The 15,239-nt window shown below is 67.0% G+C and carries 17 protein-coding genes; 11 read left to right on the top strand and 6 right to left on the bottom strand.

All coding sequences use genetic code 11. The features are described 5' to 3' along the window. Positions 1-6 precede the first annotated feature (6 nt). From PBT88_RS18580 to flgB, 4 genes are read right to left on the bottom strand one after another with little or no spacing between them, the layout of a single operon-like run. Positions 7-1,296 carry a flagellar hook protein FlgE gene (locus tag PBT88_RS18580; RefSeq protein WP_270076783.1) on the bottom strand — a complete coding sequence of 430 codons (1,290 nt, stop codon included), beginning with the start codon at positions 1,294-1,296 and terminating at the stop codon, positions 7-9. 22 nt (positions 1,297-1,318) lie between these two features. Further along, positions 1,319-2,017: a flagellar hook assembly protein FlgD gene (locus PBT88_RS18575; protein WP_270076782.1), complete on the bottom strand. Its 699-nt coding sequence runs from the start codon at positions 2,015-2,017 to the stop codon at positions 1,319-1,321. After that, positions 2,014-2,418 carry a flagellar basal body rod protein FlgC gene (gene flgC / locus PBT88_RS18570; RefSeq protein ID WP_270076781.1) on the bottom strand — a complete coding sequence of 135 codons (405 nt, stop codon included), beginning with the start codon at positions 2,416-2,418 and terminating at the stop codon, positions 2,014-2,016. The genes PBT88_RS18575 and flgC overlap by 4 nt, the downstream gene beginning before the upstream one ends. Further along, positions 2,418-2,777 (bottom strand): flagellar basal body rod protein FlgB, encoded by a 360-nt coding sequence (gene flgB / locus PBT88_RS18565; protein WP_270076780.1) that lies wholly within the window; start codon positions 2,775-2,777, stop codon positions 2,418-2,420. Before flgB ends, flgC begins: the two co-directional genes overlap by 1 nt. A 231-nt stretch (positions 2,778-3,008) precedes the next feature. Here flgB and PBT88_RS18560 point away from each other — a divergent pair, with 231 nt between their 5' ends. The 9 genes from PBT88_RS18560 to PBT88_RS18520 all read left to right on the top strand — a co-directional run bounded on the left by PBT88_RS18560 (position 3,009) and on the right by PBT88_RS18520 (position 11,504). Beyond that, the gene (locus tag PBT88_RS18560) at positions 3,009-3,692 is read left to right on the top strand and encodes a motility protein A (protein ID WP_270076779.1); all 684 of its coding nucleotides are present in this window, start codon (positions 3,009-3,011) and stop codon (positions 3,690-3,692) included. Next, positions 3,689-4,219: a flagellar motor protein gene (locus PBT88_RS18555; protein WP_270076778.1), complete on the top strand. Its 531-nt coding sequence runs from the start codon at positions 3,689-3,691 to the stop codon at positions 4,217-4,219. Before PBT88_RS18560 ends, PBT88_RS18555 begins: the two co-directional genes overlap by 4 nt. Before the next feature lie 96 nt (positions 4,220-4,315). Then, positions 4,316-4,864 (top strand): flagellar basal body P-ring formation chaperone FlgA, encoded by a 549-nt coding sequence (flgA, locus tag PBT88_RS18550; protein WP_270076777.1) that lies wholly within the window; start codon positions 4,316-4,318, stop codon positions 4,862-4,864. An 11-nt stretch (positions 4,865-4,875) separates the two neighbouring features. After that, complete coding sequence (gene flgM, locus PBT88_RS18545) at positions 4,876-5,157, top strand: flagellar biosynthesis anti-sigma factor FlgM (RefSeq protein WP_270076776.1); 282 nt, start codon at positions 4,876-4,878, stop codon at positions 5,155-5,157. Further along, positions 5,154-5,477 (top strand): hypothetical protein, encoded by a 324-nt coding sequence (locus PBT88_RS18540; protein WP_270076775.1) that lies wholly within the window; start codon positions 5,154-5,156, stop codon positions 5,475-5,477. Before flgM ends, PBT88_RS18540 begins: the two co-directional genes overlap by 4 nt. 32 nt (positions 5,478-5,509) lie before the next feature. Beyond that, the gene (locus PBT88_RS18535; RefSeq protein WP_270076774.1) at positions 5,510-6,373 is read left to right on the top strand and encodes a transglycosylase SLT domain-containing protein; all 864 of its coding nucleotides are present in this window, start codon (positions 5,510-5,512) and stop codon (positions 6,371-6,373) included. Between the two features lie 5 nt (positions 6,374-6,378). Next, positions 6,379-8,505 (top strand): flagellar biosynthesis protein FlhA, encoded by a 2,127-nt coding sequence (gene flhA / locus PBT88_RS18530; protein ID WP_270076773.1) that lies wholly within the window; start codon positions 6,379-6,381, stop codon positions 8,503-8,505. 5 nt (positions 8,506-8,510) lie between these two features. After that, a complete protein-coding gene (locus PBT88_RS18525) occupies positions 8,511-9,212 on the top strand; it encodes a sigma-70 family RNA polymerase sigma factor (protein WP_270079316.1) in 702 nt (233 codons plus the stop codon). Positions 9,213-9,281: 69 nt separating this feature from the next. Then, positions 9,282-11,504 (top strand): O-linked N-acetylglucosamine transferase, SPINDLY family protein, encoded by a 2,223-nt coding sequence (locus PBT88_RS18520; protein WP_270076772.1) that lies wholly within the window; start codon positions 9,282-9,284, stop codon positions 11,502-11,504. Between the two features lie 79 nt (positions 11,505-11,583). Here PBT88_RS18520 and PBT88_RS18515 read toward each other — a convergent pair whose 3' ends face one another. Further along, positions 11,584-12,333, bottom strand: a complete 750-nt coding sequence (locus PBT88_RS18515; RefSeq protein ID WP_270076771.1) for a hypothetical protein — start codon at positions 12,331-12,333, stop codon at positions 11,584-11,586. 99 nt (positions 12,334-12,432) lie between these two features. Further along, positions 12,433-13,257, bottom strand: a complete 825-nt coding sequence (locus tag PBT88_RS18510) for a flagellin N-terminal helical domain-containing protein (protein WP_270076770.1) — start codon at positions 13,255-13,257, stop codon at positions 12,433-12,435. Between the two features lie 299 nt (positions 13,258-13,556). Between PBT88_RS18510 and PBT88_RS18505 the strand changes: the two genes are divergently transcribed. Then, entirely contained in the window at positions 13,557-14,849 is a 1,293-nt protein-coding gene (locus tag PBT88_RS18505; RefSeq protein WP_270076769.1) for a sigma-54 interaction domain-containing protein, read from the top strand. Between the two features lie 11 nt (positions 14,850-14,860). Beyond that, positions 14,861-15,238, top strand: a complete 378-nt coding sequence (gene fliE / locus PBT88_RS18500; RefSeq protein ID WP_270076768.1) for a flagellar hook-basal body complex protein FliE — start codon at positions 14,861-14,863, stop codon at positions 15,236-15,238. The last annotated feature ends 1 nt before the right edge of the window (position 15,239 follow it).

Genomic DNA, 15,239 nt, shown 5'->3' with positions numbered 1-15,239 from the left:
CCAGCCTCAGACCACCTGGATGATCGATTCGAGCATCTGCTTGTCGGTATCGATCGCCTTGGAATTCGCCTGGAAGTCGCGCTGGGCGGAGATCAGGTTGACCAGTTCCGAGGTGAGATCGACGTTCGACATTTCGAGTTCGCCCTGGCTCACCGTGCCGAGGCCGTTGGTGCCGGCGGCGCCGATCTGCGCCGCGCCGCTGGCGCCGGTCGCCTGCCAGTTGGTGCTGCCGGACTGGTGGAGGCCGCTCGGATTGGTGAAGTTGGCCAGCGCGACCGCGCCGAGCTTCAGCGACGAGCCGTCCGAATAGGTGGCGGAGACGACGCCGTCGTCCCCGACCGTCAGATCGGAGAGCTGGCCCACCGTGTTGCCGTTCTGGCTCGACTGCACGGTCTGCAGTGCGAAGGCGCCTTCCTGCGTGGCGGTGCCATAGTTGAAGCTGATCGCCAGCGGGCCGGATGCGCCGGTCGGGGTCACCGCCCCATAGGTCTGCACGCCGGTCGGCGAGGTGAGCGTGCCGTTGGTGTCGAAGGTCAGCGTCGGCGCCGTGGTGGTGCCGGCCGGGAAGACCTCCTGGTCGCCGACATAGGTGTGCGCCACCCACTGGCTCGTGCCGCTCTTGGTGCCGTCGCTGTTGGTGGTCAGCGACTGGGTGTGGACATAATAGACCGTCGCCGGGATCGCATTGCCGGCCGAGTCATAGACGGTCGTCGAGGTCGCGCCGTTATAGCTCTTGGCATCGGTCGGGCTGAAGGTCGTGTCGGTCGGCGCGGCAGCGTCCGACGGGAAGGTCATCGACAGGTCGATCTCGCTGGTCGCCTTGGCGGTGCCGTTGGTCTCGGGCACATGAAGGGTGCGCATCGCGGCGGAGCCGGTCGCGGTGACGTTGCCGAGCTGGTCGACCGGCAGCACCTGAAGCTCGTTACCGGCGGAGTCGGTGACATTGTCGGTGTTGGCATTGAGCTTGAAGGCGCCGTCGCGGGTGAAATTCACCTGGCTGCCGGTGCCGGCCGCCTTGGTGACGAAGAAGCCCTGATCGTTGACCATCAGATCGAGCGACTGGCCGGTGCTCTGCACCGAGCCCTGGGTGAATTCCTGGCTGATGCTCTTGGTGCGCGTGCCCTGGCCGACGACCGAGTTGCCGGCCTGGTAAAGCGACGAGGAGATCACGTCGGCGAACTCGACATTGCTCGACTTGAAGCCGTTGGTGCCGACGTTGGCGATGTTGTTGGACGTGACGTTGAGGTCGGTCTGCGCGGCGTTGAGGCCGGAGAGCGAGGTGTAGAAGGACGACATGGGATGCTCCTAGCGAAGAGGATCAGGAGAGGCTGAGGACGTCGGTCGGCGCGATCGTGCCGAGCGTCGTGGTGAGTTCGGCCGAGCTGCCGCCGGCGGGCGAATTGACGCCCGTCACCGTGGCCCAGGTCGCGACCGTGGGGGTGATCGTGCCCGACGTTCCGGACGCCGAGACTACGACCGACAGCGGGCCGCTGGCCTGCGTGCCGTCGGTGGCCTTGCCGTCCCATGCGAAATCGACGGTGCCGGCCGCCTGATTGGAAAGCGTCTGGCTATAAACCGTCTTTCCGGTGCTATCGACGAGGTTGACGTTCATGCTGGTCGCGGTCGACGGCAGCGTGATCGTGCCGGCATAGCCGCCGTTCGAGAGCGGCTGGGCGGTGGACGAGGAGACCAGCGCCGCCTTGCCGATCCAGCTGGCGGCGTCGCCGATGCGGTTGCCGGTGATCTGCGACAGGATCGAGTTCAGCGAGGTGTTCATCTCGGTGATGCCCGAGACGGTCGACATCTGGCTGAGCTGCGAGACCATCTGGTTGGAATCCATCGGCGCGGTCGGATCCTGGTTGGTCATCTGCGCGGTCAGCAGCTTGAGGAAACCGGCCTGGTCGATCGTGTCGCTGCCCGCCGAGGACGCGCCGGTCGCGGCGGAGGCGGCGCTCGCCTTGCGCAGGCTGTCGAGATAGCTGGTCGACGTGGTGGAGGTGGTGGCGGTTGTGGTCATTTTTCCATCCTGAGCGTGTCGAGGGTGAGCTGTTTCGCGGTCTGCATGACCTGCACGTTGTTCTGGTACTGGCGCTGGGTCTCGATCATATCGACGAGCTCGGCGGCGCTATCGACGCCGGCGTCCCAGACGTTGCCGTCCTTGTCCGCGAGCGGATTTTCGGGGTCGTGGCGCTTGGTCGGCTGGGTCGCCGACTGGACGACCTGGCTGACCTTGACGGTGGAGACGCCCGGCGCGTCCGAAACCTCGGTGAACACCGGCTTGAGCGCGCGATAGGCACTCGCTTCGGAGCCCGAGACGGTGCCGGCATTGGCCATGTTGGAGGCCACGGTGTTCAGCCGGACGACCTGCGCGGACATCGCGCGGCCGGCGATGTCGAACACCGACATGGGGGCGCTCATCAATTGTCTCCCTTGAGAGCCTGCATCACCGTGTCGACACGGCCTTGCAGGAACTGGAGGGTGGTCTTGTAGGCCACCGCATTCTCGGCGAACTGGGTCTGCTCGACCGGCAACTCGACGGTGTTGCCGTTGAGCGAGCTCTCCACCGGCACGCGGTAGCCGATATTGCCCTCGACCGCGGCGTCGGTGCTGGCCGGCTGGTCCGCCGTGGCCGCGTCGAGCGCCTTGGTGAAATCGACGTCGCGGGCCTTGAAGCCCGGCGTGGCGGCGTTGGCGATGTTCGAGGCGAGCATGGCCATGCGCTGAGAGCGAATCTCGAGCGCCTTGCCGTGGATGCCGAAGAGAGCGTCGCTGCTCATTTTTTTATCCGGTCCTCTAAACTTCCTGCCGCTGCTGCCGTCCTTGGTCGTGAAGGGATCGGTCCCGGCGGGTTCGCTCGTGATGATGCAACGGGCGTGCCAGTTCGGCGGCGGCGGACGAAAAGTGCGGGATTCGGGAGACCGGCGGCGGGGGCGGCAAGCCCTTGCCGGTGGGCGGCAAATTTTTGCCGGTCGCTTGCCGGCCGGTCTGGGCGTGGGAGCGTAAACTCGGTGGACGGCGCGATTTTTCTGGACCCTGTCGCGATCCTGCTGGTGTTCGGCGGATCGCTGGTCGCCGCCGCGATGCGCTCGACCGGCCGCGATCTCGCCCGCGCGATGGCGGCCCTGAAACCGCTGTTCGCCATGCGCGTCGACGCCGAAGCGCAGGCCTCGCGCGTCGCGGTCAACCGGATCGCCGAGCGTACCGCCCGTACCGGACTGGCCACTGCGGATCGCGTTCCGGTGGTCGAGAATTTCCTCGCGCGTGCGGCCGTGCGCCTTTCCGATCTCCCCGATCCGCAGCAGTTCGTCGCGTGGGGCGAAACCGAGTTGGCCGCGCGCGCCGAGCGTCATGCGGCCGTGCATTCCGTCTGGCGGGCGGCCGCCGATTCGGCGCCGGCGATGGGCATGATCGGCACGGTGATCGGCCTGATCCGCATGTTCTCGGCGATGGATGATCCGGCGCGGATCGGGCCGGGCATGGCGTTGGCGCTGCTCACCACCCTGTACGGCGTGATCCTCGCCAATTGCATCGCCGGGCCGATCGCCGCGCGGCTGGAACGCCTCTCCCGCGCCGAACTGATCTGGCAGAGGGATGCGCTAGAGCGCCTTGCCGCGATTGCGCGAGAGGAAAATGGCGGCCCGCTCGAAACCCGTGTCGCGCGGATCGAGGCGCGGCTGCGCGTGGTGGCATGAGACTGCCGGCGCTTTCCTTGGGGACGCCCGGCGCTTCGGGGGCCGGCATGAACGGCGGCGGCGCTCGCTCGCGCTGGGCGCTGAGCTTTGCCGATCTGTGCCTGGTGCTGCTCGGTTTCCTGCTACTGCTCCAGGCCCAGCGCGGCGATCCGCAGGCCCTGAACGCCGGGATTCGTGCGGCGTTCGGGGCGCCGGCGCCGACCAGCCTCAACGAAGTGGCGGCCGGCCTGTTCGAGCCGGGCGAGGCGATTCTGCTGGCGCCGGCGCGTGCCCGTTTCATCGCGCTCGGCCGTCAGGCGGCAGGGCAGGGCGGTCTCGTCCATATCGAAAGCGTCGGCACCGACGCGGCGGTTCTCCGTTTCGACGCGTGGGAATTGGCCGCCGCCCGCACCGCCGCGATCGCCCGCGCCGTCGCCGAGGGCGGCCTCGATCCGCGCCATATCGACCTCTCGATCGATGGCACCGGGCCGGCCGCGAAACAGGCCGGCCAACATGTCCGGGTGACGCTCACGGCCGGGGGCCGATAAACTTTAGTTAGACTTTCGAATGAGGGTGAACCCGCGTTAACCAAATCTTTGGCACGTTGGTTGCTTAGATGCGTCCATATGACGGGAGCATCTCTCATGACACGCAAGGGCCTCGCCCTTATCCTGCTGCTGGCGGGGTCGCCGGCCTATGCCGCGACCGACGCTTCGGGGTTCGAGGATCTTACCAAGCTGGAAGGCCGGGTTGTCGGCGCGCTGGATGCCGATGTTGGCAAGCCTGGTGGGCCGGTGACGCATCTCGATCATCGCCTGAAGCTCCAGCCGTGTCCGCAGCCGGTGGCGATCGATCCGCCCGCGCTCGGCGCGGTGGCGTTGCGCTGCGAATCGATCGGCTGGCGCATCCGCGTGCCGCTGGTGAAGGCGCCGGGTATGAACGCCGTGGCGAACAGCGCCGCCGTCGGCCCTGCACTCTATCAGTCCGCCCAGCCGACGACGCCCCCGCTGATCAAGCGCGGCGATCCCGTCCAGCTCGTGTCGGGCGACAATGGCTTCACCGTCACCACCTCGGCCGTCGCGCAGGAAGACGGGCGCCTCGGCGGCCGCATCCGCGTCAAGGCCAGCGATCGCAACCAGATCATGATCGGCATGGTCGAAGACGGCGGCAGCGTCCGCATGTCGTCCTTCTGAGGAGCATCGGCATGATCAACTCCATCGGATCTCCGGGCACCTCGCTCACCGGCATCGGCAGCAGCGCCACCCAGCGCGGCGAGGCTGCGACCAAGATCAACAAGCCCGCATCCTCGCTGGAAGATCGCGGCGCGGTGTCGACCACCGTGTCGCAACTGGCCTCGCAGGGCGCGCCGATCGACAGCGATCGCGTCTCCGCGCTGAAGGCCGCCATCAAGGCGGGCACCTACAAGGCCGATCCGCATGCCATCGCGCAGGCGATGATCTCCGCCGACATGGGAGCCAAATTGTGAGCACTGCACCCCTGGAAGCCCTGATCCGCGAACAGAAGGGCCTGATCGCCGCGCTCGACGCCGATGATGTGGAGGGCATCGCCCGCCAGACCGCCGCCGTCGAGGATGCGCTGGTCCGCATCCGTGCCTTGAAGCCACGCTTTGCCGGCAGCGACGTCAAGGCGCTCGCAGAGGAAGCGATGGCGCTCACCGATGCCGCGCGCGTGCGCGTCAATGTGCTCGCCGACATGACCGCCCGCCGCATCAGCCGCCTCGCCGCCGCGACCGGCAAGGGCAAGGCGACCCAAACCTACGGCCGTTCCGGCCGGCTGGCCTATTAGGCTGGCACGGCTCTTGCTGAACTAGGACCGACATGACGCTGACGATCATCCGGGGCAATGGAGAGACGGGACTGACGGGGCCGACAGGCGGCCGCGTGCAGAACGCGATCGCGTCCGCCTCCGCCTCGACCGGCGTCGATTTCCATTATCTCTATCACCAGGCCCGCATCGAGAGCGGCTTCAACCCGAATGCGCGCGCCACCACGTCGAGCGCGTCGGGCCTCTATCAGTTCACCGACCAGACCTGGCTCGGGATGATGAAGGAACATGGCGCCGAGCACGGGCTCCAATGGGCGGCGAGCGCGATCACCAAGGGCGCCAATGGCCATTACAGCGTCTCCGATCCGACGACGAAGCAGGAAATCCTGGCATTGCGCCAGTCGCCGGAAACCTCGGCGGCGATGGCCGGCGAATATGCTTCCGACAACCAGGACTATCTGAAGTCGAAGCTCGGCCGCGATACCAATGCGACCGATCTCTACATGGCGCATTTCCTCGGCCCGGCCGGGGCGTCGCGCTTCCTGAAGGCGATGGATGCCAGCCCCGACACCGCGGCCGCTTCGGTGATGCCGGCGGCCGCGCGCGCGAACAAGTGGGTGTTCTACGACAAGTCGGGCAATCCGCGCTCGCTGTCCGACGTCTATCAGCGCTTCGCGTCGCGCTTCGACCAGTCGTCGCCGGCGGCGGCCGACACGTCCACCACGCAGATGGCGAGCGCGCCGACCGATACCGCCGCCGACATCGCGCGGATGCAGCTCGCCGCGCTCAACGGCACCAGCGACGGCACCACCGTCGCGACGGCGGACGCAGCTACGACCACCTCTGCCCAACTCATGGCGCCGAGCCCGCAGACCGCGCGGCTGGCCTACCTCATGCTCGCATCCCTCGGAGTCTGACACAGATGGCGACCGCCGCGATCAACAAGCGTGTCTGGATGGACGCAACCAAGGGCGCGATCCTGCCGGTCGCGGCGCTGATGCTCGTCGCGCTGATGGTGGTGCCGATGCCCGCCTTCATGCTGGATATCGGCTTCATCACCAACATCGTGATCAGCCTTGCCGTGCTGATGGTGGCGCTGAACGCCGCCAAGCCGCTCGACTTCTCCGCCTTCCCGACGGTGCTGCTGTTCGCCACCCTGCTGCGCCTCGCGCTCAACGTCGCCTCCACCCGCGTCGTGCTGGTCCACGGCCATGAGGGCGATGCGGCGGCCGGCCATGTCATCGAGGCGTTCGGCAGCTTCCTGATCGGCGGCAACTATGCCGTCGGCATCTTCGTGTTCGCGATCATCATGATCATCAACCTGGTGGTGATTACCAAGGGCGCGGGCCGCGTCTCGGAAGTCTCGGCGCGCTTCACCCTCGATGCCATGCCCGGCAAGCAGATGGCGATCGACGCCGATCTCAACGCCGGCCTGCTGACCCCCGACGACGCCAAGAAGCGCCGCCAGGAGGTCGCGACCGAAGCCGATTTCTACGGCTCGATGGACGGTTCGTCCAAGTTCGTGAAGGGCGACGCCGTCGCCGGCGTGCTGGTGCTCGCCGTCAACGTGCTGGGCGGCCTGATCCTCGGTGTCGTCAGCCACCAGATGGCGATCGGCGATGCCGCCAAGAATTATGTCCAGCTCGCTATCGGTGACGCGCTGGTCGCGCAGATCCCGGCGCTGCTGCTGTCGATCGCGGCGGCCTCGATCGTGACGCGGGTCAATTCGCCGCTCGATCTCGGCGGCCAGATCTCCAGCCAGTTCGGTTCGGCCAAGGCGTGGACGCCGGTCGCCGGCATCCTCACCATCCTCGGCGTGCTGCCGGGTATGCCGCACGTCATCTTCCTGCCGGCGGCCGCATTGTGCGGTTTCGCCGCCTGGAAGCTGCGCGGTGCCGACCAGCTCAAGAAAGCGGAGGATGCGCTGGCTGCCAAGGCACCCCCGGCGGCGCCCGCCAATCCGTCCGCGATCGGCTGGAACGAGGTCACCGACGACGCGCCGCTCGGGCTCGAGATCGGCTATGGCCTCGTTAGCCTCGTCGACGAGCGCAAGGGCGCGCCGCTGATGGCGCGGATCACCGGCATCCGTCGCCAGCTCTCCAAGGAGCTGGGCTTCGTGATCCCGCTGGTGCGGGTGCGCGACAATATGAACATGGCGCCCAACGCCTATCGCATCACCGTCGGCGGCGTCGTCGTCGGCGAGGACGAGTGCGATCCCCACGGCCTGCTCGCCCTCGATTCGGGCGATCTCGCCGCCACCGTCGCGGGCAAGGCGACCAAGGATCCGACCTTCGGGCTCGACGCGGTGTGGATCACGCCGGACAAGCGCGGCGAGGCGGTGATCGCCGGCTACACCGTGGTCGATCCCTCGACGGTGCTGGCCACCCACCTCAACCAGCTGATCCTCAACTCTGCCGCCGACCTGTTCGGCATGGACGAGGCGCAGAAGCTGCTCGACGAGCTCAAGGAGAAGGCGCCGCAGCTGGTCGCGGGTCTGATGCCGGCGCCGCTGTCGCTCGCCCAGATCGCTGCGCTGTGCCGCGCCTTGCTCTCCGAAGGCGTGCCGCTCAAGGATTTCCGCCGCGTCGCCGAGGCGATGGCCGACGCCGCCCGCGAGGAGAGCGATCCGGTCCAGCTGGTCGAACAGGTCCGCCGCCGGGTTGGCGCGCTGATCGTGCAGACTTTGGTGCCGGTGCGGATGCCGCTGCCGGTCGTCACCCTCGATGCCGGCCTCGAAAGCCTGCTCACCCAGGCGGTGCGTTCCGGCCCCAATGCCGCCCATCCGATCGAGCCGGCGCTCGCCGGCCGGATCGTCCAGGCGGTGATGGAGGCGGCCGCGCCGCTGGTCGGCGAGGCCAAGCGCTTCGCCATCGTCACCTCGCCGATCGCGCGTCGCGCGCTCGCCCGTCTGCTGCGCCCGCATCTGTCGGACGCGCCTGTGCTTTCCTTCCTCGAGATACCCGATGGCAAGCCTGTCGAGGTCGTCGCCGTCGTCGGCGGCCATACTCCGCAGGTCACCCAGCGTCGTGAGCCGGAGATGGCGCGATGAACATGATGACCTATGCCCGCAAGCCGCAGCGCCAGAGTCAGGCGACGCTGGTCCAGGGCCATATGCCGCTGGTCCGCAAGATCGCCTGGCATGTCCACGGCCGTGTCTCGAACGCGATCGATATCGAGGATCTGGTGCAGATCGGCATGGTCGCGCTGGTCGAGGCCGCCAATGGCTATGAGGATCGCGGCCACGCCTTCGCCACCTATGCGGGGATGCGGGTCCGTGGCGCGATGATCGATCATCTCCGCCGCCATGCGACGCAGGCGCGCTCCGGCATGGTCAAGCGCAAGGAGATCGCCAAGGCCCGCGCCGAACTGGAAGGCAAGCTCGGCCGTGCGGTCACCGAGATCGAACTGGGGCAGGCGATGGGGCTCGACCCCGCCTCGTTCCGCGAGATGGTCGATGCCGCCGAGGCGGTGCGCCACGAATCGCTCGACGAGGTCTATTCGGACCAGTCTATGTGGTTCGCCGACATCGAGGAGGGTGCCGACGAGCAGCTCGATCGCGGCCGGCTCGGCGAAGCGCTGGCCGGGCATATCGCCCAGCTGCCCGAACGCGAGGCGATGGTGCTCCAGCTCTATTTCGTCGAGGAACTGAACCTCGAGGAGATCGGGCAGGTGCTGGATATCGGCGCCGCCCGGGTCTGCCAGATCAAGAAGTCCGCGCTCGACAAGCTGCGCGGCAAGCTGACCGGCTGGCGCTGAGTTAACCCTATCTTAGCCATAATCAGTCACGGTTTCGCTGGATTGGAACTTTGACTTTGAGGGTGTGAGATGGCGTCCAGCCTGGAACTGGTGTTTCGCAAGGCACGAAGCGCGGAGAAGCGGGGAGACGAAGCCGCAGCGCGGCGCCTGCTGGAAGACGTGCTCCAGGCCTATCCCCGCAATGCCACCGCGCGGCAGGGGCTGGCGCGCCTCGATGCCCGCACCGCCGCCACTGCACCTCAGGTGGAATTGGACCGGCTGCTCGCCGCGCACAGGCGTGGCGATCATGCCGAGACGATCAGGGTCGGCGAGGCGATCCTCGACCGTTTCCCCGTGGCGGAGGGTGTGAACACCCTGATCGGCGCCGCCCGGCTCGCCATCAAGGCCTATGCCGAGGCGGAGCGGAATTTCCGTGCGGAACTGGCGGCGCAGCCCGGTGTCGCCGGCCATCACCTCCATGTCGGGATCGCGCTGCTGGGCCAGGACAGGCTGGAGGATGCCGAAGCGGCCCTCACCACCGCACTGGACATCGACCCCGACAATGTCGATGCCCATTTCAACATGTCGATCCTGCATGAAGCGCGGGGCCATCTCAGCAAGGCGATCGAGGCGAGCCGCGCCGTGCTGGCGCTGGCCCCGGAGCATGTCGAGGCGGGCCATCGCATCGGCATCTTCTGCAACCAGACCCGGATCCACAAGGAAGCGATCCCGCCGCTTCTGAAGGTGCTCGAAATCCAGCCAGACCATGGCGGTGCGCTCTATGAACTGGGCCGTTCGCTGCTGGGCCTGAACCAGCATGGGAAAGCGGCCGAAACATTGCGCCTCGCGGCCCGTCTCGATCCCGACAATGCCGATATCCATAGCGATCTCGCCCACGCTTTGGGCGTCACCCACCAATATGACGATGCGGTGATCGCGCTGGCCCGGGCCACCGAACTGTTGCCGACCAACTATAGCCTGTGGGGGCGGTTGCTGACCCTGCAGGCCCAGGTCTGCGAATGGAGCAGCCGGCATGCCTGGCCGATGCTGCCGATCGATACCCCGCAGATGGGCCTGCCGTTCGACGCGCTGGTGTTCGAGGATGATCCCGTCCGCCAGCTGCAGCGTTCGCAGGTCTACGCAGCCCGCCATTTCACCGGCGATCATCCGCCGTTCGAGCTTCCCGAACGCAAAGCCGGGGGCAAGATCCGGGTCGGCTATCTCTCGGCCGATTTCTTCCGCCACGCGACCCATTATCTCATGGCGGGCCTGTTCCGCGAGCATGACCGCTCACGCTTCGAGATTTATTGCTATGATCTGAGCCCGATGAACGTCGGCCCGACCCTCGCGCCCGAGGGCGCGGACAAGTTCGTCGATATCCGCCAGATGCCCGATCGCGAGGCGCTGAACCTCATCCGCAGCCACGAACTCGACATCGCCATCGACATGAAGGGCTATACCAAGGATTCCCGCGCTTATTATTTCGCGGCGCGGATCGCCCCCGTGCAGATCAACTATCTCGGCTATCCGGGATCGATGGGCCTGCCGGAAATGGATTACATCATTGCCGATCCGGTCGTGATCCCTGACGGCGACGAGAACGGCTATAGCGAACGGGTCGTGCGGCTTCCCCACAGCTATCAGCCGAACGACGACCAGCGCGTGATCGCGGAACTGGACGAGGATCGCAAAAGCTGCGGCCTGCCCGAGCAGAGCTTCGTCTTCTGCTGCTTCAACCAGAGCTACAAGATCGGCCCGCGCGAGTTCGATATCTGGATGCCGCTGCTGCGCGAGGTCGAGGGCAGCGTGCTCTGGCTGCTCAATTGCAGCGGCAAGGCCAAGGAGAATCTCCAGAAGGAGGCGGCCGCGCGTGGGGTCGATCCGGCCCGCCTTGTCTTCGCCGGCGTGCGCGAACATTCGCGGCATCTGGCCCGCATCCGCCATGCCGACCTGTTCCTCGATACGTTTCATGTCAACGCGCACACGACGGCGAGCGATGCGCTGTGGGGCGGGTTGCCGGTGCTGACCCTGGCCGGCCGGCAGTTCGCCGCGCGCGTCGGCGCCAGCCTGGTGCAGGCGGTCGGCCTGCCCGAGATGGTCGTGCAGACCGAGCAGGCCTATTTCGACAAGGCGCTGGAACTGGCGCGGTCGCCCGACAAGCTGGCCGCGATCAAAAGCCAATTGGCGATCAACCGCCTATCCCAGCCGCTCTTCGATACGGCCGGCTACGCCCGCCAGATCGAGGCCGCCTATGAAGCCGTACATCGTCGCAGGCTGGACGGTCTTGCGCCGGATCACATCCGGATCGCCTGATCGCCGCGACGCTGGGATATCCGATCCGATGGATGGCACTATAGGCGACGCCGCGGCCGTGTGGCCCGGCGATCGACGATCAATGGCTCGGCTGCGGCCCGGTCAGGCGGGCCTGGAGATGATCCAGCCGGGTCGAGATTTCCGAAAAACCATCCCGCGTCGTGCCGTTGAGCGCGTCCATGCCATCGGGCTGATGGGCGGCCAGGGCGATCTTCAGCATGTCGAGCTCGTGTCGGATGTCGGCGATCGTCGCCGGCGGCCCGGACGGGCTGGCGGCGGACAGGCGCTGTTCGGCCGCATCCAGATGGCTGCTCGCCGCCGCGAGGCGCGCGACCAGCGCCGGCACGCCCTCGAACGTCGCCCGCTCTTCCGCGGCGCGAGCGCGATCGGCCTCGGCATGGGTCAGCGTCCGGCTGACCATGATCAGGCCACCCAGCGAGAGCAGGCTCGTCAGCAACGCGAAGATCGTGATCGCGACCATCAGCATCGGGATCTTGGTATCGGCCGACGCCGCACCGTGCGGCGGGAAAGGCGCAGATGCGACGCCGGCCGAATCTTCCGGGGAGGCCGCAGCAGCGGCGTCCGCGGAAACGGGTGGTTCGGGGCGAGCCGGTTCAGGGTCGGCGACGATAGGCGGCGGTGTGGCCTCCAAAGCCTTGCGGCCGCGGCGGACGGTCCGTCGCGGCTCGGCGATTGCAGGCACTTCCTCTGCCACGACGGGGGCGGCCTCTGCCATTACGGTCTCTTCGGCGAAGAAGGGGTCTTCGAACACCAGCTCTTCGTCGCTGTCGTTACCGAGAAAATCAGGCAGGGGTCGTGCGTCGCTCATCGTAACTATCCATGGACGGATCGAAAACGCGAAATAGCCTCCGGCGCGGGGGAGCTGTTGCGCCGGAGGCCATCGCCTCAAGTCAAGGAAGCGTGTTCCTTACTGGAGAAGCTTGAGCACACCCTGCTGCGACTGGTTCGCCTGGGCGAGCATGGCGGTCGACGCCTGGCTGAGGATCTGGGCCTTGGCGAGGTTGGTCGTCTCGGTCGAGAAGTCCGCGTCCGAGATGCGCGACTTGGCGTCCGTGAGGTTGGTGACGTCGTTGGTCATGTTGTTGACCGCGGAGTTCAGCTGGCTTTCAGAAGCGCCGAGGCCGGCACGAACCGAGTTCACCGTCTTCACATAACCGTCGATCGTGGACAGCGCGCTGTTGGCGGTCGTGCCGTCGGTGCCGGTGATCGTCACGGTCAGGCTGCTCAGCGAAGCGAGCGAGCCCGAGATCACGATGTCGACCGTGTCGGCCGCGTTGGCGCCGGTCTGGATCGTGGTGGTGCCGCCGGCGCCGCTGGTGCCGAACACGTTCACGCCGTTGAACTGGGTGGTGTTGACGATCGAGCCGATCTGCTGGGTGAGCTGGGTCACCTCGGTCTGCATGTTGTCGCGGTCGTCGCTGCTGTAGGTGCCCGAGGCGGACTGGACGGCCAGTTCGCGGATGCGCTGGAGCATGCTGGTCACTTCGTCCAGCGAGCCATCAGCGGTCTGGGCCAGCGAGATGCCGTCGTTGGAGTTGCGGATGCCCTGGTTCATGCCGTTGATCTGCGACTGCATGGTGTTCGAGATCGCGAGGCCGGCGGCGTCGTCCGAAGCCGAGTTGATGCGATTGCCCGAGGACAGGCGAGCCATCGCCGTGTTCAGGGCGTTGTTCGCCATGCGCGAGCCGTTCTGGGCGCGGAGGGCGGCAGTGTTGGAAGCGATAACGGTCATGTCGAAAATCCTTTTTCCCGCTCAAGAGCCGGTGAGGTCGATGACCGTCTCGGCTACATTCCGGGTAACGACGGGGGTCGGGTGACTTTTAGCGATCGGCCCGGATGTTTTTTGTCACCGCCCCGTTAACCATGGGTGCCAACCAAACGGCGCCTGCGCGCGCGCCAGCCCGTCATACAGGCGGGATTCCACCGGGCGTGTACGGGCTCACATGCGAGGGCGCGCGGGCGCGTTAACCATTTGTTTGCCGTGATCGGCGAAATTGCCCTGGTCGACACTTTGTCGGCGGGGGAACTTCCATGAAGCAGATCGGCCTCAGTGCCCGCGCAATGCAGGAAAATCCGGCCCTCGGGGCCTGGTTGGCCGGTGTGGGAATCGCGGTGCGGCCGATCGACATCGCGGTTAACCCGGCGCGCGACGAGATCAGGATTCTGGCGGCGGACGAGATTTCGCGTGCCACCGTCCGCGATATCCTGATCGAGAGCGGCGAAAATGTCGCTCCGAGCCTTATACTTTCGTCTAAGGGAATGCCCGCGCGCATCCGCTTCGGTTTCGACGACATGGCGTTCGGCCTGGCGATGATTGCCGAACTGGTCCGCCCCGTCGTTCGCCCAGCCGTCGGGGAACCGGAAAGCGCGATCTACCTGAAATTGGCAGAGAAAGTGGCTTGCTCCGATGCCACCGTGCTCGTCCTCGGCGAGACCGGCACCGGCAAGGAGGGCATCGCCCGTTTCATCCACGCCGCGTCGCCCCGTGCCGCCAAGCCCTTCGTCGCCGTCAACTGCGCGGCGCTCCCCGATACCATGCTCGAGGCGATCCTGTTCGGCCACGCCAAGGGCGCCTTCACTGGCGCTGCCGGCGCCTCCGAAGGCCTGTTCCGCGCGGCCGAGGGCGGCACGCTGCTGCTCGACGAGATCGCCGAGATGCCGATCGTGCTCCAGGCCAAGCTGCTGCGCGCCATCCAGGAGCGCGAAGTGCTCCCGGTCGGCGCTACCCAGCCGGTCAAGATCGACGTCCGCATCATCGCCGCCGCCAACCGCGAGCTGGCGACCGAAGTGGCCGAGGGCCGCTTCCGCGCCGATCTCTACTGGCGTCTCAACGTCATGCCGCTGGCGCTCAAGCCGCTGAAGGCCCGCCGCCTCGATATCCGCGCGATTACCGCTGCGCTGATCCTGCGCCACACCCGCGAGGGCGAGAGCGTCGCCTGGCCGACCGCCAACGCGCTCGACCGGCTGATGGCGCATGACTGGCCGGGCAATGTCCGCGAACTCGACAACGTCATCCAGCGCGCGCTGCTGCTGCGCATGGGCGACCGCATCGAGGCCGACGATCTCGCCATCGAGGTGATGGCGCAAGTCGTGCCGCAGCTGTCGGTGGTGGCCGCCGTCGCACCGAGCACCGTCGCACCGGCCTCCATCGCGCCGGCCGCCGGCAACCTCGCCGCAGTCGCCCGCGCGTCCGAAGCCGAGGCGATCCGCGTCGCGCTGGACGAGGCGGGCGGCAAGCGCCTGCTCGCCGCCGCCCGGCTCGGCATTTCCGAGCGTACCCTTCGCTACCGCCTCGCAGAAATGCGTGAGCGGCAGGCGGCCTGAGGATATAGGCGATGACCACGATCACCCCGACCAGCCTGATGGCGCTGAGGAACCAGATCCTCCAGCAGAATTCGGCGCTCCAGAAGGCGGCCGCCACCGGCCCCGCCGCGATCACCCCGGCCTCGATCGGCGGCACGGGTTCGGCGACCGCGGCAACGGGCGCCACGGGCACCGATTTCGGCGCGACGCTGAAGGGCGTGCTCCAGCAGGTCAACGGCCTCCAGTCGCAGGCCGAGGACGTGTCGAACAGCTACGAGCGTGGCGAGACCACCGACATCGCGTCGGTGATGCTGGCCCGCCAGAAGGCCTCGGTTGGTTTCCAGGCGACCCTGCAAGTCCGCAATAAACTCCTGTCCGCCTATAAGGACATCATGAGCATGTCGGTGTAAT

It is taken from the genome of Sphingomonas abietis (assembly GCF_027625475.1).
GTDB classification, from domain to species: domain Bacteria; phylum Pseudomonadota; class Alphaproteobacteria; order Sphingomonadales; family Sphingomonadaceae; genus Solisphingomonas; species Solisphingomonas abietis.
This window is presented reverse-complemented; position numbering and strand designations above follow the sequence as displayed.